The sequence below is a fragment of the Streptomyces virginiae genome (genome assembly GCF_040638905.1).
Taxonomy (GTDB): Bacteria; Actinomycetota; Actinomycetes; order Streptomycetales; family Streptomycetaceae; genus Streptomyces; species Streptomyces virginiae_B.
Map to the genome: position 1 here is coordinate 383,978 of NZ_JBEZYV010000003.1, position 19,565 is coordinate 403,542.

The 19,565-nt window shown below is 73.0% G+C and carries 20 protein-coding genes and 1 tRNA gene; 10 read left to right on the forward strand and 11 right to left on the reverse strand.

All coding sequences use genetic code 11. The features are described 5' to 3' along the window. Positions 1-5 precede the first annotated feature (5 nt). Together nrtL and AB0F82_RS07625 are read right to left on the reverse strand one after the other, a co-directional pair. Positions 6-989 carry an ArgS-related anticodon-binding protein NrtL gene (nrtL, locus tag AB0F82_RS07620; RefSeq protein WP_362624851.1) on the reverse strand — a complete coding sequence of 328 codons (984 nt, stop codon included), beginning with the start codon at positions 987-989 and terminating at the stop codon, positions 6-8. Positions 990-1,395: 406 nt separating this feature from the next. Continuing rightward, positions 1,396-1,893: a response regulator gene (locus AB0F82_RS07625; RefSeq protein WP_356812430.1), complete on the reverse strand. Its 498-nt coding sequence runs from the start codon at positions 1,891-1,893 to the stop codon at positions 1,396-1,398. An 82-nt stretch (positions 1,894-1,975) separates the two neighbouring features. On the opposite strand from AB0F82_RS07625, the gene AB0F82_RS07630 reads away from it, so the two are divergent. Further along, positions 1,976-2,047 (forward strand) — tRNA-Arg (locus AB0F82_RS07630). A 405-nt stretch (positions 2,048-2,452) separates the two neighbouring features. Here AB0F82_RS07630 and AB0F82_RS07640 read toward each other — a convergent pair. Next, on the reverse strand, positions 2,453-3,067 hold the full coding sequence (locus AB0F82_RS07640; protein WP_362624853.1) for a hypothetical protein: 615 nt from the start codon (positions 3,065-3,067) through the stop codon (positions 2,453-2,455). A 395-nt stretch (positions 3,068-3,462) separates the two neighbouring features. On the opposite strand from AB0F82_RS07640, the gene AB0F82_RS07645 reads away from it, so the two are divergent. After that, positions 3,463-4,446: an XdhC family protein gene (locus AB0F82_RS07645; RefSeq protein ID WP_362624855.1), complete on the forward strand. Its 984-nt coding sequence runs from the start codon at positions 3,463-3,465 to the stop codon at positions 4,444-4,446. Positions 4,447-4,524: 78 nt separating this feature from the next. Continuing rightward, positions 4,525-4,920: a DUF6479 family protein gene (locus tag AB0F82_RS07650; RefSeq protein WP_356812414.1), complete on the forward strand. Its 396-nt coding sequence runs from the start codon at positions 4,525-4,527 to the stop codon at positions 4,918-4,920. A 53-nt stretch (positions 4,921-4,973) separates the two neighbouring features. Here the strand turns inward: AB0F82_RS07650 and AB0F82_RS07655 are convergent, their stop codons facing one another. After that, complete coding sequence (locus AB0F82_RS07655; RefSeq protein ID WP_362624942.1) at positions 4,974-5,855, reverse strand: ATP-dependent DNA ligase; 882 nt, start codon at positions 5,853-5,855, stop codon at positions 4,974-4,976. Beyond that, complete coding sequence (gene ligD, locus AB0F82_RS07660; RefSeq protein WP_362624857.1) at positions 5,855-6,751, reverse strand: non-homologous end-joining DNA ligase; 897 nt, start codon at positions 6,749-6,751, stop codon at positions 5,855-5,857. Before ligD ends, AB0F82_RS07655 begins: the two co-directional genes overlap by 1 nt. Before the next feature lie 31 nt (positions 6,752-6,782). Between ligD and AB0F82_RS07665 the strand changes: the two genes are divergently transcribed. Beyond that, on the forward strand, positions 6,783-7,919 hold the full coding sequence (locus AB0F82_RS07665) for a Ku protein (RefSeq protein ID WP_362624859.1): 1,137 nt from the start codon (positions 6,783-6,785) through the stop codon (positions 7,917-7,919). Between the two features lie 185 nt (positions 7,920-8,104). Here the strand turns inward: AB0F82_RS07665 and AB0F82_RS07670 are convergent, their stop codons facing one another. Continuing rightward, the gene (locus AB0F82_RS07670) at positions 8,105-8,944 is read right to left on the reverse strand and encodes a nuclease-related domain-containing protein (RefSeq protein WP_362624861.1); all 840 of its coding nucleotides are present in this window, start codon (positions 8,942-8,944) and stop codon (positions 8,105-8,107) included. 186 nt (positions 8,945-9,130) lie between these two features. On the opposite strand from AB0F82_RS07670, the gene AB0F82_RS07675 reads away from it, so the two are divergent. The 3 genes from AB0F82_RS07675 to AB0F82_RS07685 all read left to right on the forward strand — a co-directional run bounded on the left by AB0F82_RS07675 (position 9,131) and on the right by AB0F82_RS07685 (position 12,138). Continuing rightward, positions 9,131-9,775, forward strand: coding sequence for a hypothetical protein (locus AB0F82_RS07675; RefSeq protein ID WP_356812418.1), 645 nt, complete (start codon positions 9,131-9,133; stop codon positions 9,773-9,775). Positions 9,776-9,937: 162 nt separating this feature from the next. Next, a complete protein-coding gene (locus tag AB0F82_RS07680; RefSeq protein WP_362624863.1) occupies positions 9,938-10,855 on the forward strand; it encodes a hypothetical protein in 918 nt (305 codons plus the stop codon). Next, entirely contained in the window at positions 10,852-12,138 is a 1,287-nt protein-coding gene (locus AB0F82_RS07685) for a HAMP domain-containing sensor histidine kinase (RefSeq protein WP_362624865.1), read from the forward strand. Before AB0F82_RS07680 ends, AB0F82_RS07685 begins: the two co-directional genes overlap by 4 nt. A gap of 216 nt (positions 12,139-12,354) precedes the next feature. Here AB0F82_RS07685 and AB0F82_RS07690 read toward each other — a convergent pair whose 3' ends face one another. The 3 genes from AB0F82_RS07690 to AB0F82_RS07700 form a co-directional block, all read right to left on the reverse strand. Next, complete coding sequence (locus AB0F82_RS07690; RefSeq protein WP_362624867.1) at positions 12,355-12,627, reverse strand: hypothetical protein; 273 nt, start codon at positions 12,625-12,627, stop codon at positions 12,355-12,357. A 10-nt stretch (positions 12,628-12,637) separates the two neighbouring features. Beyond that, entirely contained in the window at positions 12,638-13,351 is a 714-nt protein-coding gene (locus AB0F82_RS07695) for a TetR/AcrR family transcriptional regulator (protein WP_030834079.1), read from the reverse strand. Between the two features lie 129 nt (positions 13,352-13,480). Next, on the reverse strand, positions 13,481-14,410 hold the full coding sequence (locus tag AB0F82_RS07700) for an AurF N-oxygenase family protein (RefSeq protein WP_356812421.1): 930 nt from the start codon (positions 14,408-14,410) through the stop codon (positions 13,481-13,483). Positions 14,411-14,578: 168 nt separating this feature from the next. Between AB0F82_RS07700 and AB0F82_RS07705 the strand changes: the two genes are divergently transcribed. Next, positions 14,579-15,694, forward strand: a complete 1,116-nt coding sequence (locus AB0F82_RS07705) for a ferritin-like domain-containing protein (RefSeq protein WP_362624870.1) — start codon at positions 14,579-14,581, stop codon at positions 15,692-15,694. A gap of 96 nt (positions 15,695-15,790) precedes the next feature. Here AB0F82_RS07705 and AB0F82_RS07710 read toward each other — a convergent pair whose 3' ends face one another. Together AB0F82_RS07710 and AB0F82_RS07715 are read right to left on the reverse strand one after the other, a co-directional pair. Further along, a complete protein-coding gene (locus AB0F82_RS07710; RefSeq protein ID WP_362624872.1) occupies positions 15,791-17,251 on the reverse strand; it encodes a penicillin-binding transpeptidase domain-containing protein in 1,461 nt (486 codons plus the stop codon). Next, positions 17,248-18,618 (reverse strand): FtsW/RodA/SpoVE family cell cycle protein, encoded by a 1,371-nt coding sequence (locus tag AB0F82_RS07715; RefSeq protein ID WP_362624874.1) that lies wholly within the window; start codon positions 18,616-18,618, stop codon positions 17,248-17,250. Before AB0F82_RS07715 ends, AB0F82_RS07710 begins: the two co-directional genes overlap by 4 nt. Before the next feature lie 106 nt (positions 18,619-18,724). Between AB0F82_RS07715 and AB0F82_RS07720 the strand changes: the two genes are divergently transcribed. Together AB0F82_RS07720 and AB0F82_RS07725 are read left to right on the forward strand one after the other, a co-directional pair. After that, entirely contained in the window at positions 18,725-19,132 is a 408-nt protein-coding gene (locus tag AB0F82_RS07720) for a DUF6325 family protein (RefSeq protein ID WP_356812425.1), read from the forward strand. Beyond that, the gene (locus AB0F82_RS07725) at positions 19,132-19,521 is read left to right on the forward strand and encodes an SHOCT domain-containing protein (RefSeq protein WP_362624876.1); all 390 of its coding nucleotides are present in this window, start codon (positions 19,132-19,134) and stop codon (positions 19,519-19,521) included. The genes AB0F82_RS07720 and AB0F82_RS07725 overlap by 1 nt, the downstream gene beginning before the upstream one ends. The last annotated feature ends 44 nt before the right edge of the window (positions 19,522-19,565 follow it).

Consider the following 19,565-nt stretch of genomic DNA (forward strand, 5'->3'; position numbering starts at 1 on the left):
GCGGTTCATAGGCGTTCGGGTGCGTCCATGCCGAGTAGGGCCAGGCCGCCGGCCAGCACCGTCCCGGCGGCTTCGGCGAGTGCCAGCCGGGCGCGGTGGGCGGCCGAGGGTTTCTCGTCCCCCTGGGGCAGTACGCGGTACTGGAAGTCGAGCAGTGCGTCGGCCAGCTCGACGAGGTTGCGTACGAGCCGCTCGGGCGCGTGGTGGTGCGCGGCGGCCTCGAGGACGAGGGGGTGGTCGGCGAGGAGGCGCAAAAGGGCGGCGGCGTCGACGTCGACGACGCCGGCCTCCGGGTGGAAGCCCAGCTGCTCGGCGTTGCGTACGAGGGCCCGGCTGCGGGCGTGGGCGTACCGGACGCGGAAGAACTCGTTGGCCTCGCCCTGGTGCAGCAGCGCGTCGGAGAAGGAGGGGGTCTCCCGGGCGGGCACGGCGAGCATCGCCCAGCGGGCGGCGTCGGCGCCGTAGCGGGCGACGACGTCGCCGTCCCGCTTGGCGACGGGGGCGACGGGCAGGCCGGCGGGCAGGTCGCTCTCGGTGCCGCCCTGGGCGCACACCAGCCGTAGGACGCTGCGCCGCACGACGCGCTCGCGCAGCCCGAGCCCGCTCTCGTCGGCGGGGAGTACGTGGGCCGCGCCACCGCGCACGTCCCGGATGACGATGTCGCGGATGATCGCGTCCGTGACGAGTGCGGTCGCGGAGGGGGCGGGCAGCACGAAGTTGAGGAACCCCGCTCCGGTGACCTCGACGCGCTCGATGCCCGGCTCGGCGCCGAGCCGGCGGGCCAGTACGCCGGCCACGTCACGCGGCGCGCATCGGGCGGCCTTGGCGACCTGGAAGGCGACGGGGGTGGCGTAGTCCCCGACCCCGCCGGGCCGGGTCCGCTCGACGACGACCCGCTCGGGCGCGGCCGCCCCGGCGGCCAGCTCCCCGTCCGCGACGGCGCAGCGCACGGCGCGTACGACGCAACGGGAGAGGTCTGCGGGGGTCACGGGACCCAGCCTAGGCGAGTCGCCGGGTCATCCCACGAAGGGTTTCGCCATGTGAACAACAGCCCTGGGGGATGCCTTGCCGCTCACCAGGCGGACGAGGCAAACGAGGGAGACGGGTCAGACAAGGGAAACGAAGGAGACGAGGGAGGTGACGCGGAGCGAGGCACGGCGCCGGGCGCCACCAGCTGATCCGACCTCGCAGGCACGACACCCGCCAGGCGTGTCGTCGAAGTGGCGTCGGCCGCCCGAAGGGCGGGGCCGACGGGGCCTGGTGCGTACGACCGCAAGGCGGAGGAGGGGATCGACGCGGAGCGTCGGTGACCGACGACAACGCGGCGAGCGTGCGTGCCAGGCCCCGCCGGCCAGGCGGGACTTTGACGACACCACCTGGGGGACCGGCCGGGGCTCAGCCCCGCCCTCTCCCGGCGGGAGCCCCTTTCCTCCCGTCGCGCCGGTCCTTGCGCTCGACGAGCCGGCGGACGACGCGTACGAGCTCGGTGGGCTCGAACGGCTTGGCGAGGAAGGCGTCGACCCCGGCCGCGATCCCGGCCTCGACCTCCTGCTGCGAACAGGCGCTGACGATGGCGACGGGCACGTCGCGCGTCCGCGGATCGGCCCGCAACTGCGCGGCGGCCCCGAACCCGTCCAACCGGGGCATGACCACGTCAAGGGTGATCACGTCAGGGCGCACCCGGTGCACTACGTCCAGAGCCTCGGCACCATCGTTCGCGGTCACGACCTCGAAGCCCTCCAGCTCGAGATTGACCTTGATCAGCTGCCGGATGACCTTGTTGTCGTCGACAACGAGGACCCGGCCCGAGACGCCTGGCACAACTCGAGAGTAGGTCCGCCCGGGCCCCCGCGTCCGGGTTTTTGCCACTTCCACCCCGTGCGGGCGACCCACTCCCCCGTCCCCCACAAAACGGTTCCTGATCACCCCGCGGAAGCTGGTAGTGTTCAACCCGTCGCCGCACCACAAGCGACACGCCCCCGTAGCTCAGGGGATAGAGCAACGGCCTCCGGAGCCGTGTGCGCAGGTTCGAATCCTGCCGGGGGCACTCCAGCAGAGACAGCGCGATCACGTCGCTGACCAGCTGAAGTGCCAAGCATGAAGGCCCGAACTCAGTCCCACTGAGTCCGGGCCTTTGTCGTTGGTATGCACTGGTTCGACAACGGCGACCGGGAGCCTGGCATTCAGCCAGTTCGTGATGCAGGTGTGCCGCACGTCGTACGGCCGACGCGCAAGCGCGAGGGGGCCCGGTCGGGAGGCAGTGCGAATGCCCGTGCCTCCTGCCAGACCCTCCAGTAGCTGGAAGTACCCAGCACGCCGCCCCGCTCGTTGGCGAAGAGCCGACCGCCCTGAGCTGTCCCGAAGTCCTCGACGTACTCGCGGAGGACCGCTGCCAGGAGCGACGGACGAGGACGCGGCGGACATCCCGGCCAGGGCGGCATACCGCAGACCGTCAGGGTGTCGGCTTGTCGATCGCCGCGTCGCTGCCGGCCCAGAGGTAGATGCGGGTGGTGCCCGGCTGGAACTCGTGTGCGTAGATGTCCGTACAGAACCGGACCGCCTCGCCTTCGAGCGTCTTGGCGTCACCACGGCAGAGGCCGCCCATGCGCATGCCCTCCACGAAGGTCTCAGGCTCCGGCAGGCCGAGGTGGCTGAAGCCGTCGCTGCGGGTGTACCCCGGCTCCTCGGGATGGGCGTTGCGGACCAGTTGCGTGCCTTCCGGTTGCAGCGGCTTGAGGAAGCGGTCGGCCTCGGCGGTCGTCACCGTGAAGGCGAGCAGCGCGACGTCGTACTGACCGTTGGTGTGGAGCCCGGCCCGCCGGTCGACGGCCGTCGCCGGTACCCGGAAGCCCATGGTCTTCGCTGCCCACTCGGGCGTGACGTGCGCCTCCCAGCAACACGGCTTGGTGTGCTCGGCCGACTCCCCCGACCCGTACACAACCATCAGGACCGTACCGAGGACGCCGAGAACGCACAGGCCGGAGAACACCCAGGCGCCGACGGCGAGCTTTCGTCTCCAGGAACCCACTCGCTTCCCGGCCCCGGCCGGAATCTCAGAGTGGCTCATCGGTCGACATCACCTCCACCGTCCCGGGCATGCCGACCAGGATCACTGCGTTCGCCGGCGCGCCCGGGATCGTCGGGTACGGGCACGGCTGCTCCGCTGCCCAGTTCGCAGTGCTTGACCAAACTACTTCAGGACATCTTGAACTCCTGGGCCGACCCGGCGACTTGGGACACCTCGTCCACAGTCGCCCGTCCACCCTCCCCCGGATGCGTGGCCGGTGTTGCACACAGGGGCCTTGCTGTTCCGGTCATCCGTACGAGGCCGGCTCCGGGCAGTCTGTGGGTTTGTCGGGTGGGTAGGGGAACACAGACTGCCTAAGGTGGCACTTGAGGCCGCAGTGTGCCGCTGACCTGGCACTTTGCGGGACAGAGCTCGGAGTGGATGGGGCGGCACGGATGCGTGAGCTGGTGGAGACGGCGAAGCAGTGGGTGGCCGAGGGGCGGGCCGGGTATCTGGCCCGGCCCGTCACCGAGCAGGGTTTCGGGCCGCGGGATCCCGCGGGGGCCGTACTCGTCGACGCGCGGGGGGAGTGCGTCGGCAGCCTGTACCGCGGGGTCTTCGACGCCGAGCTCGTCGCCGAAGCCGTGGGCATGGGTCCCGGGGTCTCCGCGCGGGTGTGCGAGGTGTCCGTGGGCGGGGACGAGGCCGTGGCGGCGAAGCTGACGTGCGGCGGGCGGGCCGAGGTGCTGCTCCAGCCGCTCGCGGCGATTCCCGCCGAGTGGTGGGAGTCGCTCGGCGAGGGCGTCGGGGTGGCGTTGGTGACCCGGCTGAACGAAAACGCCGACCAGGCGTCCAGTGAGGTCGTACGGGCCACCGCGGTGCCGCGCGACGACGCCGGGCGGCGGGCCGGTGAGCTGCTGGCCACCCGGCGGCCCGGGCGCGACGCCCTGTACGGGGAGGACGGCCTGGTGCTGGTCGAGGCGCAGCCGTCGGCCCCGTACGTGGTCATCGGCGGCGGCGGTGAGCTCGCCGTCGTCATCGAGCGGCAGGCGCTGCTGCTGGGCTGGGAGGCCGTACGGGTCGAGGCCGCCGGTCCGGCGGTCGAGGCGATCGAAGCGCGCCGCGACTCCGCGTGCGTGGTCGTGCTGAGCCACGACGAGGAGTTCGACGTGCCGACGCTGCGGGCGGCGCTGGCCGCCGGGGTTCCGTACATCGGGGCGCTCGGGTCGCGGCGTACGACGGCGCGGCGCCGGGAGGGGCTGCTCGCGGCCGGGGTCACCGAGGCGGAGCTGGCCCGGGTGCACGGGCCGATCGGGCTCGACCTCGGGGCCCGCACCCCGGCAGAGACCGCGCTGGCGATCTGCGCCGAGATCCTCGGGGTGCTGGGGGCGCGCACGGCGGGTGCGGTGCGGGACACCGACGGCCCCATCAACACATGAGCCCGGGGCGGGTCCGCGTACATCCATACCGCCCCGCGAAATGCGCATAACCGGATGGTATGGGGGAAAATGCTCCGTATGGACATGATCCTGAGCGTGGACTCGATCCTCACGGATGTCGCGTGGTTCCCGATCGTCGGACTGGCCGTCGTGGCCCTCCTGCTCGGGGGCTTCAAGCTGGGCCAGCTGGTCCGGGCGAAGGAGCCGCCACCGCCCGCCAGCGAGGAACAGCCCCACCTGCCGAACGGCGGAGCGGTCTACGAGGTCCGCGAGGAGCGGGACCAGGTGGAGATCCCCGAGGGCGGCCTGCGGCCGCACGAGATGCAGGGCTACGGGAACTTCGGCTCGACGACCTCCAGCCACCCGGACGAGGTCCGCAAGGAGCGCGAGTCCGGCTACGAGCTGCCCGAGGGGCCGGGCCCGCACCCGCAGCCCGGCTCTCCGCCGGATGCCGGACGTGGGGCGCACGCCTGACCCGCACTGCCCGACGGCCCGCGACGACCTCTGGCCCGCGCCTCCCGCGCGGGTCAGAGGTCTGTTCGCAGCCGGAGCACCTCCGGGGGCGGATGCCGGGCCGAGGTGTGCCGGACCTCCGCCGTGAGCGGCGGGTCCAGGACGCGGTAGGGGACCTCGCCGAGGCCGATGGCGGTCACCGTGGCCCGCGGCTCGGCGGCCCCGCGCGCGGCGGCCGCCGCCGCCACCTCCCGGCGCAGCGCCGCCGTCAGCGGGCTCGACACCAGCGGGGTCTCGTCCCCGACCGGCAGGACCAGGACGAGGGCGAGCGGCCGGCGCGGGGTTCCGGTGTAGCCGATCACCGCCGCGTCCCGTACGTCGGTGTGCCGCAGCTTCTGCCAGCCGCGCCGCCCGGCCGGGTAGGACTGGTCCAGCCGTTTGACGACGAGGCCCTCGATGCCGCTGGCGGGGAGGGTCTCGTACCAAGTGGCCGCCAGTTCCGGGTCGGTCGTCATCGGGACGGGCTGGAGGGGCGGCCCGAGCGGCAGGAGCAGGTCGAGGAGGAGGGAGCGGCGTCGTTCGTACGGGCGGCCGCGCACGTCCAGCCCAGCCAGTTCCAGCACGTCGAAGGCAGCGTACGAGGCCGGCAGGCTCTGCGCGAGCACGGCGGCCCGGGCGGCGGTGGCCGCAGCGCGCCGCTGCACGAGGGCGAAGTCCGTCCGGCCGTCGTGCCAGACCACCACCTCACCGTCGAGGACCGTCCCGGCGGGCAGGTGCAGCGCGGCAGCCGCCAGATCGGGGAACGCGCTGGTCACGATGCGGCCGGAGCGGGCCTGGAGCGTCACGTCGGCCGCGGAGCGCACGACGACGAGGCGGTGCCCGTCGAACTTCGGCTCGTACGCCAGTCCTGCCGTGCGCGGCAGCGTGCGCACGGCGGCGGCGAGCGCAACGCGGATCACGGCCGGGCCCTCGGGGCCGGGCGGCCCTGCGCGGGGTCGGCGAGCGGGGCGAAGAGGTCTCCGTGGCGGTCGAGTCGCGGCCCGATGTCGTCGGCGAGGAAGACCAGGTCGGCGGGGGTGCGGCAGGCCTCGACCTCGGTCCAGGAGACGGGGGCGGACACGGTGGGGCGGGCCCGCGCGCGCAGGGTGTAGGCGGCGGCGGTCGTCTTGGCGGCGGCGTTCTGGCTGTGGTCGACGAAGACCTTGCCGGGGCGCAGGGCCTTGGCCATGCGGTGGACCACCAGGTCGGGGAGTTCGCGCTCGGCCTCCTGGGCGAGCTGCTTCGCGTACGCGGACACCTGCGACGACGGGGTCGGCTCCAGGGGCACCGCCAGGTGCAGGCCCTTGGAGCCGGAGGTCTTGGCGTAGGCGTCGAGGCCGTCGGCGGCGAGGCGCTCGCGCAGCCACAGGGCGACGGCGCTGCACTCGACGACGGTCGCGGGCGCACCGGGGTCGAGGTCGAGGACCATACGGTCGGCGACGGCGGGGCTGCCGGCCGGCCACTGGTGGATGTGGAACTCCACGACGAGGTTGGCGGACCACATGAGGGTGGCCATGTCGGCGACGACCACCTGTTCGGCGGAAGGGTCCTCGGAGCGGGGCACGGGGGTGGTCCTCACCCAGTCGGGTGCGCCGGGCGGCGGGTTCTTGGTGAAGAACAGCTGGCCGTCCGGTCCGTCGGGATAGCGCAGGAAGGACACCGCCCGGTCGTGGATCTGGGCGAGCAGGGGCCCCGCGACGGTGGCGTAGTAGTGGAGCACCTCGCCCTTCGTGAAGCCGGTCTCCGGGTAGAGGACCTTGTCGAGGTTGCTGAGCGAGATGCGACGGCCCTCCACCAATGTGATCGGCGTCATACGATGAGATTGCCACGAAACAGGAGGAAACGTGCGATCCATCTGGAACGGAGCGATCTCCTTCGGCCTCGTCAGCATTCCGATCAAGCTCGTGAACGCGACCGAGAGCCACTCGATCTCCTTCCGTCAGATCCACCTCGCCGACGGCGGGCGGATCCGCTACCGCAAGGTGTGCGAGCTGGACGGCGAGGAGGTGCCGGGCGCCGAGATCGGCAAGGGGTACGAGGAGGCGGACGGGTCCGTCATCCCGATCACGGACGAGGACCTGGCGCAGCTGCCGCTGGCGACCGCGAAGACGATCGAGATCATGTCGTTCGTACCCGCCGAGGAGATCGATCCGCTGCAGATGGACGCGGCGTACTACCTGGCGGCGAACGGGGCGACCGCGGCGAAGCCGTACACGCTGCTGCGGGAGGCGCTGAAGCGGAGCCGGAAGGTCGCGATCGCCAAGTACGCGCTGCGGGGGCGGGAGCGGCTGGGCATGCTGCGGGTCGTCGACGACGTGATCGCGATGCACGGGCTGCTGTGGCCGGACGAGATCCGGGTGCCGGAGGGGGTCGCTCCGGACGTGGAGGTGACGGTACGGGACGCCGAACTCGACCTGGCGGACGCGCTGATGGCGACGCTCGGCGAGGTGGAGATGACCTCGCTGCACGACGACTACCGGGATGCGGTGGAGGCGATGATCGCGGCGAAGGCGGGTGGGGCGTTCGAGCCTGCGGAGGCCCCGGGGAAGCCGGCCGGTGGACAGGTGATCGACCTGATGGCGGCGCTGGAGAAGAGCGTGCGGGCGGCGAAGGCCTCGCGGGGCGAGGCGGGCGGCGGGGCGGACGGCGGGGTGGACGCGGCGCAGGACTCCGCGGCGGGCGGCGGGGCCGAGGTCACGCCGATGCGGCGGGGCGGGGCGGGGCGCAAGGCGTCGACCGCGCCGAAGTCCGTGGGCGGGAAGAAGTCGACGGCGGCTTCGGCGAAGAAGACCGCGGCGGCGGCGAAGACCGCGTCGGCCGCGTCGAAGAAGAAGGCGACCACCGCCAAGTCGGGGGCGGCGGGCAGGTCGGGGGCGGCGGCCAAGTCCGGTGCGACCAAGTCGACTTCGGCGGCGAGCGCGAAGAAGGCCGCGGCAGGTGCGAAGAAGGCCGCGACGCCGCGGAAGCGGAGTTCTGCCTGAGGCGGCTGGATTTGGGGCGAGCGCCCGTAGCGGCGAGTGCCGTTGAGGTGAGCGCCCGTTGCGGCGAGCGCCGTTGCGGTGACGGCCCGTTGGGGCGGGGCAGGGGTGCGGGCGGGCCTGCGGCGCGCCCTTTCCCCGCCCCGCCCTTTCGCCGTTTCCCGGGGCTCCGCCCCGGACCCCGCGCCTCAAACGCCGGCGGGGCTGGAATGGGGTCCGGCGAAGCCGGGGTTCGGCAGCCAGGTTCCGGTGTCTCGGGCCTGGGCGAACAGCGCTTCGACGTCCGGGGTTTTGAGGACAGTCGGGGACGCGACGAGGTCCGGGGTCGCCGTCGGCGGCTGGAGGATGCGGATGTCGCGCACCGTCGGGGCGGTGTCCAGGCGGGAGGCGTCGACCACCGCCAGGGCGGGGGTCACCTTCGCGGCCAGGAGCGCCGTCGCGCGGGCCGCCGCACCGCGGATCCAGCGGGGGTCCGGGCGGGGTTCCGCGCGGCCGACCGTCAGCAACAGGTCGCCGACGACCGCGCGTTGACGGCGCCCCGGGACCGTACGTACGCAGAAGATCCCCGCCGGGCCGATGACCAGGTGGTCGATGTGGCCGAAGCCCGGCAGCGGGACGCAGTGCAGGGTCCGCCAGCCGTCCGGCTCCAGGGCGTCGAAGGCGTCGCCCATCCGCTGCTGCGCAGTCAGGTCCTGGCGCAGCCGGTGCCGGGCGCGGGCGCCCGCGGCGCCGTGCTCCAGCTCCCCCGACAGGATCTCGGCGGGGCGGTTCGGTGCCAGGTCGGCGTCCGGCGGCAGGGCGAGGCGGCGCAGGTCGGCGGCGGTGGGTACCGGGGGCGGCCCGATGGACACGGTGCCGCTCAGGTAGGGGCGCAGCACCGCCAGGACGGCCTCGCGATGGCCGTCCGCGAGGACGCTGATCCGGTTGGCCTGGCGGTCGTACCAGGCGACCGCCTGTCCGTCGGGCAGGTTGACGTACAGCCGGCCGCGGCCGGGCCGGCCGCTGGGCAGTACCTTGAGTCCTCGCATTCACCCTCACCCCCGCCGTCCATGGGAGCAGCCGGGGCGCCGCACGGCAATCCCTCGACTGTGTAACGACTCCGACGGAACGTTGCGACTTCGCTGTTACACGAACGGGGTGTCGCCGCAACGGCCGCCCCCTAGGTTGGTCGCACCTGGAGACGCCAGGCCGTGACCAGCACCGAAGGACTTCCCGTGAGTACCGTCCGCCGCCGCACTCTCGTTCGCGCCGCCGCCGTGACCGCCTGTGCCGGCAGCCTGCTGGCGCTGCCCACCGCCGCCGCTCTGGCCGAAGGGGTACCGGCGGCCTCGTCCGCGCACTCGGCGGCCCCGCGGCGGATCCTGGTCAAGAGCCTGTCGCTGGCCGACGGGGTGTCCACGGCGAAGGTCTACCGCACCGCCCAAGGCGTCTACCAGGCCGACATCCTGGCCGCCGACGGCACCAAGGCAACCACCCTGACCAGCCGTGACGGGGTCACCGACTTCGGCGCGGCCGGCGAACTGCACGCGGCCCTGGACCCGGCGGGCCGGGTGACCTCCTGGGTGGGCGACGCCCCCGCGCAGGGCGCCGGCCACGCCGTCGCGGGCGCCGGACACAAGACCGGCACTCGTGACGGTGCGCGCAGCGGGCAGGTCGTCCCGGTCTCGGGCGAACAGCGGGCCGCCTCCGGCGACACCCGCGCCCTGGAGGCCGCGTCCGCCGAGGGGCGGCGGCTGAGTACGCTGGCCGACGGACCGGGCGACGGCGTACTGCTGCTCGCCGCGGGCGGCGGTATCGCGGCGGTCGGTGCGGCCGGGCTCGGCTTCGCCATGCTGCGCCGGGGACGCACGGACGGCTGACCGGGGCCGGGGTACCGGGGTATCGATGACCGGCGCGCCCGCGTGCCGGGGGGTCGGTACCCGTATCGGCATCGAGACCCGCATGGGCAAAAAGGGCGCACCTCCGCATATGGTGGGCGTGATCGACCGACGGCGCAACGCGGGCAGAAGGGCACGGGGGCTGTGGACAGGGGGGCCGTTAAGAGGTTCGGTTTCGCAGGCTCCGGCCACCGCCGCTCCCCCGCTCCCGCCGTCGCCCCGCTGCTGGTCCTCGCCGCCTTTCCGCTGTTGGCGGGGTGCGGCGACACGGGCGGGCTGGTCGCCGCCGGGGCGACCGCGACCGCGAGCGGTCCCGTACACCTGTGGCCCGACCGCCAGGGGGCGACCGTACCGCCGGCTGATCCGGCCGGGGCCCCGCCCGAGTACGTGAAGGGGATCCCGCCCGTCCGCGACGAGGACGTGCACGCGGTCGACCCGGTGGCCCTCGTCCAGGCGGAGCTGCGGGTCCACCCGAAGACCGGGGCGGGGGCCGACGGGATACCGGCCGAGACCGCGGCCGCGATCAACGCGTGCGAGAAGGGTGCCGCGGAGCCCGGGGCGTGCCCGGTGCTGGCGCCGTACTACCGGGACCTCACGGGCAACGGCAAGGACGAGCTGATCGTGGGCATCGAGTTCCCGGACCGGAGGATGTCCGTACGGGTCTACACAGCGGACCGTGACGGGCGGCTCAACCGGATCATGGCGACCACGCAGACCGTCGTCTCGGTGGAACTGGCCGGACGGGACGTGGTCCTGCGGGTGCCCAGCGGGAACCGCGGCTACGAGCTGATCACCGCCTGGTCCTGGGAGGAGAAGCAGCGCACCATGCTGCCGACGCGCGAGCAGATCGTACGGGTGCCCGCGAATCCGCAGGGCCCGGCGGACCGCGGCCCCGTCCCGGGCCCCGGGTCCGGTCCGGGATCCGGGTCCGGTCCGGGATCCGGGTCCGGTCCGGGATCCGGGTCCGGTCCGGGATCCGGGTCCGGTCCGGGATCCGGGTCCGGCCCCGGTCCGGGGACCGGGTCCGGCCCCGGTCGCGGTCCCGCCCCGGACCGGCCGTGAGCGAGGACCGCGGGCGACGGGCCGGGCGGCGGCTGCCGCTCCGACTCCGGCTACGGCTCCGGCTGCCCTCCTGGACGGCCACGCTGACCTGGAAGTCGGCGTGCTTCATCGTGGTGATGTGCTGCTCGCTGGCGGCCGTGCTCGGCGCGCTCGTGCACGTGGAGGTGACCCGCCAGACGGTGGCCACGGCGCGTGAGAAGGCGCTGGGCAAACTGGACGACGTCGTGAGCGCCTACGAGGCGGGCGAGAACCTGCCTCCCGGTTCCGGACTGGACCCGGTGGGGCTGCCGCCGGAACTGCGGGCCCTCGCGGTCAGCGGCCACCGGGGGACGGTGGTGGCCGAGCACCGCGGCCGCCCGACGATGTGGGCGGCGGCCCCGGCGGACGGCCGGGCGCTGGCGACCGCCGTCGACTACGGGCAGAGCGCCCGCACCATCAGCGGCCTGGACAACGCGATCATCGGGTCGTCGGTCCTGGCGATCGGCGGGACGCTGCTCGTGGGCGCCTTCTCGGTGACCCGGGTGACCCGGCGGCTGCACCAGACGGCGACCGTGGCGCGGCGGATCACCCAGGGCGATCTCGACGCCCGGGTGGACGACCCGCGCACGAAGGACCCGTCGCGGCGCCAGGACGAGGTGGCGACGGTGGCCGGGGCGCTGGACACGATGGCGGGGAGCCTGCAGTCGAAGCTGGAGAGCGAGCGGCGGTTCACGGCGGACGTGGCCCATGAGCTGCGCACGCCGCTGACCGGGCTGCAGGCGGCGTCGGAGCTGCTGCCGGAGGGGCGGCCGACGGAGCTGGTGCGCGAACGGGTACGGACGATGCGGCAGCTGACGGAGGACCTGCTGGAGATCTCCCGGCTGGACTCGGGCAGCGAGGCGGTGGAGACGGACCTGCACCAGCTGGGGAGGCTGGCCCGCCGCGTGGTGCGGGCGTCGGGGACGGACACGGAGGTGGTCGTCCTGCGGGACGCCCACGTGGAGACGGACCGGCGCAGGCTGGAACGGGTCCTGGGGAACCTGGTGGCCAACGCCCATCAGCACGGCCGCCCGCCGGTGGTGCTGACGGTGGACGGACCGGTGGTGACCGTGCGGGACCACGGGGACGGCTTCCCCGACTACCTGCTGGCGCACGGCCCGCAGCGCTTCCGCAGCGGCGGGAAGGGCCACGGGCTGGGCCTGACCATCGCCGTGGGCCAGGCGGAGGCGATCGGCGCGACGCTGCGCTTCCACGCCGCGGACACCGGCGGCGGCCTGGCGGCCCTCTCCCTCCCGGGCTCGTAGCGACGCCCCGGCCGGGCCCTGTGGCGTCGGCCCGGCCGCAGGCGGACGCGCCCAAGACGCCCCCTCGGGATGCCTTGTCGATCAGGCCGGATCAGGGAGCGGGGTCTGGCGTCATGGGGCCTCCCCGGGCCCGCAGGGGAGCGTCGGTGACCGACGACAACGCGGCGAGCGTGCGCACCAGGCCCCGCCGGCCAGGCGGGACTTTGACGACACTCCCTAGGCGCGGGGGGTCCTGGTCCTGGTCCAGGGCCAGCGGGGGCGGGGCTTGGTGCCCGAGGGGCGGAAGGCGTACTTCCAGCCCTTCTGCAGGCCCAGCCGCTTCGAGTAGCCCGACGGGACGCGTTCGTACAGCAGCACCGTCGGCGGGCCGTCCGGGGTCGGGACGGGGATCTCGTACCACTTCGGCGGGTGGCCGGTCGGGCCGAGCAGGATCGGGAGGACCCGGCCGTCCATCGGGCCGCCCTCGAACGGGGTCGGTTCGCTTCTCACCCCACCAGTGTCACAGCAGGTGGGCGGCCTCGGAGACCACCGGCATGACGCGCCGGGCCAGAGCCCCGACCGGGCCGTCCGCCGATTCCATGGCCAGGGCGGCCCGGGCGGCCGCCGCGGTCTCCGGATCCGTGGCGGCGGTGGCCGTCAGCAGGGCGATGAACTGGTCGAGCAGCCAGTCCCGGAGGGTGTCGACCTCGGGCTGTTTGCCCTCGTCGATCCATATGAGGGAGGCGGCCTCGACCGCCGTGATCCACGTGCGGACCATCATGCGCAGCCGGGGCCCGGGCGCCGGGACTCCCAGGTGGAGGAGGATCTGGTCGGCCGCGGCCCGCCGGATGCCGTCGACCGTCGCCGTCGTCCGGGAGGTCTCCACGACGCTGCCGCCCTGGAGGAGGGCCGCGAAGCCGGTGTCGTGTTCGTCGACGAACGCGAGGTAGCGGTCCAGGGCCCGGGACAGCCGCCGGGTCAGGGGGCCCTCCTGGGGCACGGCGAAGCAGAGTTCGAGGAGGTCGGCCGCCGAGCGCAGGGCCGCCTCGTAGAGCTGCTGTTTGCCGCCGGGGAAGTAGCGGTAGACGAGCGGGCGCGAGACTCCGGCGGCCTCCGCCACGTCGTCCAGTGAGACCTCCTCCGGAGCCCGGTGCGCGAACAGCGAGAGGGCCGCGTCGAGGAGTTGGGCCCGCCGCTCCTCGACGCTCAGCCTGCGGTACGCGCGTACGGTCATGACCGCAGGGTAGCCCGCGAGCGGCCGGCCGCGGCCGGCGTCGGCGAAGTCCCGGCCCGATCGCACCTCCGCGCCTCCGCCCCTTCTGCTTCCGCTTCCCGGGCCGGGGCTGCCGGCCGGGGTGCTGCCCTACGCCAGCAGTCCCGAGCTCTGCCACAGCCTCCGGCCGACGCCGCGCAGTACGCCGATGTCGTCGAGGAAGTCGGTGAGCCGCTTGGCGCCGGTCTGCATGACCTCGCGGCGGTGGCCGCTGGCCCGGACCTGGGCGACCGCCTCGCGGCGGTCCAGGCCGACGTTGTCGTAGACGGCCGGGTTGACGAAGGCGAGGGAGAAGACGCGGGCGGCCTCGCCGCAGCTGATCCGGGTGAGCTCCTGCTCCCAGCGCGGGGCCGTCAGCATCTGGCGGCGCAGTTCCTCGCGCGCGTACCGGACGTGCCGGGCCTCCTCGATGACGTGGATCCGGGTGACGCCGCGGACCAGCGGCTGGATGCGCTCGTCCGGGAAGGTCAGGCGCTGCATCCAGTCGAGGATCTCCTCGCCGAGCAGCGTGCACGCGAAGGAACCGGGCGTGGTGGAGACGGTCTTCAGGATCCGCGCGAGGTTGTGGTTGAGGCGGGAGACGGGGTACTCGGGGCTGCCGCTCTTCTGGATCATGCGGGCGAACATCATCGAGTGCCGGCACTCGTCGGCGATCTCGGTGAGCGCGTAGCGCACGTGCTTGCTGGTCAGCGACTTGTCGTAGATGTGGCGGACCATCAGCTGCATGAGGATGATCTCGAACCAGATGCCGAGGGAGCCGAGCGCCGCCGCCTCGTGGCGGGAGAGGTCGATGCGCTGCTCCTCGCCCATCTTCTTCCAGAGCGGGGTGTCGTAGAGGGAGAGCAGTTCGGGCGGCCAGAAGTACTTGCCCTCGACCATGGGTGCGTCCCAGTCGAGTTCCTTGTCGGGGTCGAAGGAGTGCTTGGCCGAGGATTCCAGCAGGCGCTCGGCTATCTGCTCCCGGTCCTTGAGCAGGCCGAGGGCGTCCCTGAGCGCGGCTCGTTCGGTCACGGTCGTCATGGCTTCGGACACCTCGTCGTCGAGTTACCGGCGGTCATTGGTTATGAGACTGCTTGTCAGCAAGGTCGTCAATCCCCCGCGCACGACTTGTTGACCCCGCGTCTACCAACGTGTGACTCTGCCAACTGTCCGGTCCTGCACCGCAGTACGTGAGACGAGGGGGCGTCAGTGTCGACGCACGAGCTCTACACCGAGGACCCGGGCGAGGCCGTCTGGCAGATCCCCGCCTCCGGCTCCGCCCGCTTCAACTGGGAGTACGACGACGGCCGCGAGCGGCTCCTCGCCCTCTACCAGAAGGGCAAGGACAAGCAGTGGGACGGCGCCAAGCGCATCGACTGGGACATCGAGGTGGACCCGTACGATCCGCTGGGGACGCCTGACGAGGCCCTCCCGCTGTACGGGACCCGGCACTGGCCCAAGCTCACCGGGAAGGACAGGGGTGAGCTGCGCCGGCACTACACCGCTTGGAACTTCAGCCAGTTCCTCCACGGCGAGCAGGGCGCGATGATGTGCGCGGCGCGCATCGTGGAGTCCGTTCCGGACCTCGACGCGAAGTTCTACTCGGCCACGCAGACCATGGACGAGGCCCGGCACGCCGAGATCTTCGGGCGCTTCCTGCACGAGAAGGTCGGGATGCTCTACCCGGTCAACGACAGCCTCCAGGGGCTGCTCGGCGACACCCTGCGCGACTCCCGCTGGGACATGCCGTACCTGGGCATGCAGGTGCTCATCGAGGGGCTGGCGCTGGCCTCCTTCGGCCTCATCCGGGACACGACCGCGAAGCCCCTGCCCAAGCAGCTCCTGGCGTACGTGATGCAGGACGAGGCCCGGCACGTGGCCTTCGGGCGGATGGCGCTGCGCGACTACTACCGGCAGCTGACGGACGCCGAGCTGCGCGAGCGCGAGGAATTCGTGATCGAGGGCTGCTACCTGATGCGGGACCGGCTGCTCGGGGTGGAGGTGCTGGAGAACTTCGGCATCCCGCCGAAGGAGGCGGAGCGGCTCAGCGAGCAGTCGGAGTTCCTGCACCTGTTCCGCAAGCTGCTGTTCAGCCGGATCGTGCCGTGCGTGAAGGACATCGGACTGTGGGGCGAACGGCTGCAGAGGGCGTACGTGGACCTGGGCGTCTTCCACATGGGCGACTCCGACCTGGACCTGCTGATGAGCCAGGACGAGGAGGTCGCCGAGGCCCTCGACCGCGAGCGCTTCGCGGCCGAGGAGTCGGCGCGCGTGGCGGAGGTCGCGGCCGCCATCGCCGACGGCGGGGGCCTGCCGCAGCCGTGACGCCGGGATCCGGCCGGGCACAGGAGCGGGACACCCGGTGGGGGCGTCACCGGGTGGCCGGCGCGGAGCCTCACCGGGTGGCCGGCGCGGCCTGCATCACCGGGTGGCCAGCGCGGCCTGCATCACCGCCCGGGCGATCGGCGCGGCGGCGCCGTTGCCGCTGATGTCGCCCCGGTCCGCCGAGGCGTCCTCCACGACCACCGCGACGGCCACCGCCGGCAGGGCCGCACCCTCGGTGCGGGCCCAGGAGATGAACCAGGCGTACGGGGTCCCCGCGTTGCCGACACCGTGCTGGGCTGTGCCGGTCTTGCCGCCGACCACCGCGCCCGGGATCGCCGCGTTCTTGCCGGTGCCGTTCTCCACCACCTTCACCATCAGCTCCTGCATCCGCAGCGCGGTGGCCGGGTTCATCGCCCGCCCGAGGCTGCGCCGGTCGCCGCGCCGCACCGGGGAACCGTCGTCCTGGGTGGTCCGTTCCACCAGGTACGGGGAGGCGAGCTCACCGCCGTTCGCGACGGCCGCGGCCACCATCGCCATCTGCAGCGGTGTCGCCCTGGTGTTGAACTGCCCGATCGAGGACAGGGCCAGCTGGTCCAGGCTCATGTCGGTGTCGAAGTTCGACCGGGACACCCACGAGGGCACCCGCAGCCCCTCCGTGTTGAAGCCGAAGCGGCGCGCCGCGTCCACCATCCGGCGCAGCCCGACCTGCACCCCGATCTTCGCCATCACCGTGTTGCACGACCACTGCACGGCCTCGGCCATGGAGGCGTCCTCGCAACCCGTCGCCGCGTTCGGCAACAGGGTGCTGGTTCCGGGCAGCGGGTAGGGGTCCGGGGTCCGGGTCGGCGCGTCGACATCGGTGACCACCCCCGCGTCGAGCGCCGCCGCCGCCGTCACGATCTTGAAGGTGGAGCCGGGCGGGTACGTCTCGCGCAGCGCCCGGTTCAGCATCGGCCTGGCGGGGTCCGCGTTCAGCGCCGCCCAGGCGCCCTTCGCCCTGGCACCCGTGCCGGACAGCACGGAGGGGTCGTAGGACGGGCTGCTGACCAGCGCGAGGACCTTCCCGGTGGCCGGTTCGAGGGCGGCCACCGCACCGCGCTTGCCGCCGAGTCCGGCGTACGCGGCCTGCTGCACGGCGGCGCGGACGGTGGTGGCGGCGTTCCCGCCGGCCGGGCGGCCGCGCGCCAGGTCGTACCAGAGCGGGAACGCCGACAGCCCCGGATCGGTGCCCGACAGGACGGCGTCCTCTGCGCGCTCGACGAAGCTGGTCCCGTACGTCTGGGAGGAGAAGCCGGTGACGGGCGCGTAGAGCGGGCCGTCGGTGTAGGAACGCTCGTACCGCAGCAGCTGGCCGCTGTCGCGGGAGCCGGTGACGGGCCGCCCGTCGACGAAGATGTCCCCGCGCGGTTCGGCGTAGCGCTCGATGGCCGTCCTCTTGTTGGCCGGATTCGCACCGTAGGCGGCGGACTCCCACACCTGCACGCGGGCGATGTTGACCAGCAGGGCCAGGAGCAGCAGCGCGCAGAAGTACGCGCACCAGCGGATGTAGCGGATCACTCGGCCGCCTCCTGCGCGGGACGGGGTCTGCGGGCGCTGTCGCTGAGCCGGACCAGTAGGGCGACGATGATCCAGTTGGTGACGACGGACGAGCCGCCCTGGGCGAGGAAGGGCATCGCCATGCCGGTGAGCGGGATCAGCCCGGTGACACCGCCCGCGATGACGAACACCTGCAGCGCGATGATCGATGCGAGGCCGGTGGCGAGCAGCCGGCCGAAGGGATCGCGCAGGGCGAGCCCGGCGCGGAAGCCGCGGGCCACGAGGAGCCCGTAGAGGAGCAGGATCGCGGTGAGGCCGACGAGTCCGAGCTCCTCGCCGGCGGTGGCGAGGATGAAGTCCGACTTGGCGGCGAATCCGATGAGAAAGGAATGGCCGTGGCCGAGCCCGGCCCCGAGGAGGCCGCCGGCGCCGAAGGAGAAGAGGGACTGGGCGAGCTGGCCAGGACCCTCGCCGCGCTCGATGGAGGCGAAAGGATTCAGCCAGTCGTCCACGCGACTGTTGACGTGCGGCTCCAAGGTCGCGACGGCGTACGCGCCGAAGGCGGCGAGCAGGAGCCCGATCGCGATCCAGCCGATTCGCCCGGTGGCGGTGAACAGCATGATCACGAAGAGGCCGAAGAAGAGCAGCGAGGTGCCGAGGTCCCGCTCCAGGACGAGCAGACCGACGCTCAGCAGCCAGATCGCGAGGATCGGACCCAGGACGCGGCCGGGGAGGAGGCGCAGCTTCCAGAAGAGCCGGCGGCCGGTCAGGGCCAGGGCCGTGCGGTTCGCGGCGAGATAGGAGGCGAAGAACACGGCGAGCAGGATCTTGGCGAACTCGCCCGGCTGGAAGGAGAGCCCGGCGAAGCGGATCCAGATGTGCGCGCCGTTGACCGCCGGGAAGAAGACGGGCACCAGCATCAGCACCAGCGCGGTGGCGACGGACAAGTACGCGTAGCGCTGGAGGACCCGGTGGTCGCGGAGCAGCGCGACGACGAGGACGAAGAGCACCAGGCCGAAGGCGGACCACAGGAGCTGGTCGTCCGCGGTGGGGTGGCCCGGGGTGGTCGCGTCGAGGCGCTGGATGAGCACCAGGCCGAGGCCGTTGAGCAGCACCGCGATGGGAAGCACGAGGGGGTCCGCGTACGGGGCCCCGAGCCGGACGGCCAGGTGCGCCAGGAGTGCGGCCGCGGTGAGGCCCGCGGCATAGCGGTCGGTGGGGTCGGGGATGCGGCCGGTGGTCGCGAGGCCGACGAGGAGGTGACCGAGCACGGAGATCAGGACGGCACCCGTGAGGAGCGCCAGCTCGACGCCGCGGCGTTTGGGCGCGCCGGCTGCGGGTGGCGGGGGCGGGGTTGGCTCCGCCACCTTCGCCGTCAGAGCGGTCATACCCCGAAACGTAGCAAGCAGACGGATGGTATGTCCGCTTATGTCATAGTGTGCCGAAGAGTCGTCACAAACGGTCGAAACTAGCGAAAGTGAGGAGCCGAGGCGCATGGGACCTGTGGAATTCATCGTCCTCGCCTTCCCGGAGGAGCAGCTGCGGGTGCCGGCGGTCGAGGCCGTGATGGGGCTGCGCAAGGCGGGGGTGGTCCGGCTGATCGACGGCCTCGTCGCCACGAAGACCGCGTCGGGCGAGGTCCTTGCGGCCGAGTTCGACGAGTTCGTGGAGCTGCACGGCTTGCTGACGGGGCGGGACGCGGCCCGGCTGATCGGCCCGGAAGACGTGCACGAGGCGGCGGACCTGCTGGAGCGCGGAAGCTGCGCGCTGCTCCTGGTGGTCGAACACGTATGGGCCGAGGACGCCGCCGTGGCCGTACGGGCGGCGGGCGGACGGATCGTGGGCTCGGTCCGCATCCCGCCGGACCGGGTGCCGGCGGACCCCCGGGCGGGGGTGGCCTGATGTTCATCCGCCCGATGGGAGTGACGGTGCACGCCGCGAACCGCCCCGCGGGAGCCCCGCTGCTCCGGGGCCTGCTGGCCAGGGCCTCGGGGACGGCGCAGGACACAGCGGGCGCGGTACGCCCGGACGAACCACCGCACAGGGTCCTGCCGGCCCGGTCCGTCCGGGCGGCGGAACCGGAGCCGAGTGACGAACCGGAGCCGGACCCGATGGACGAGCCCGAGCCGATCGACGCCCTGTACTGGGACACGGACACCCGCCCGGAGCCCGGCCCGACTCCCCCCGCGGGCCTGGCGGCGGAGCTACGCCAACTGGCCGACCTGGCCCGCGAGGGCCTGCTGACCCCCCAGGAGTTCACGACGGCGAAGGCCCGCCTACTGAACGACTGAGGAGGGCGGGGCGGGCGGGGGCTTCGGGGGCGGGGGCTTCGGGG

What these genes read in the sequence shown, in the direction of transcription:
- AB0F82_RS07640 (WP_362624853.1), bottom strand. Translation starts at nt 3,067, where the DNA reads ATGAGCCACTCTGAGATTCCGGCCGGGGCCGGGAAGCGAGTGGGTTCC.
- AB0F82_RS07715 (WP_362624874.1), bottom strand. Translation starts at nt 18,618, where the DNA reads ATGACCGCTCTGACGGCGAAGGTGGCGGAGCCAACCCCGCCCCCGCCA.
- ligD (WP_362624857.1), bottom strand. Translation starts at nt 6,751, where the DNA reads ATGACGCCGATCACATTGGTGGAGGGCCGTCGCATCTCGCTCAGCAAC.
- AB0F82_RS07645 (WP_362624855.1), top strand. Translation starts at nt 3,463, where the DNA reads ATGCGTGAGCTGGTGGAGACGGCGAAGCAGTGGGTGGCCGAGGGGCGG.
- AB0F82_RS07650 (WP_356812414.1), top strand. Translation starts at nt 4,525, where the DNA reads ATGGACATGATCCTGAGCGTGGACTCGATCCTCACGGATGTCGCGTGG.
- AB0F82_RS07725 (WP_362624876.1), top strand. Translation starts at nt 19,132, where the DNA reads ATGTTCATCCGCCCGATGGGAGTGACGGTGCACGCCGCGAACCGCCCC.
- AB0F82_RS07700 (WP_356812421.1), bottom strand. Translation starts at nt 14,410, where the DNA reads ATGACGACCGTGACCGAACGAGCCGCGCTCAGGGACGCCCTCGGCCTG.
- AB0F82_RS07670 (WP_362624861.1), bottom strand. Translation starts at nt 8,944, where the DNA reads ATGCGAGGACTCAAGGTACTGCCCAGCGGCCGGCCCGGCCGCGGCCGG.
- AB0F82_RS07695 (WP_030834079.1), bottom strand. Translation starts at nt 13,351, where the DNA reads ATGACCGTACGCGCGTACCGCAGGCTGAGCGTCGAGGAGCGGCGGGCC.
- AB0F82_RS07720 (WP_356812425.1), top strand. Translation starts at nt 18,725, where the DNA reads ATGGGACCTGTGGAATTCATCGTCCTCGCCTTCCCGGAGGAGCAGCTG.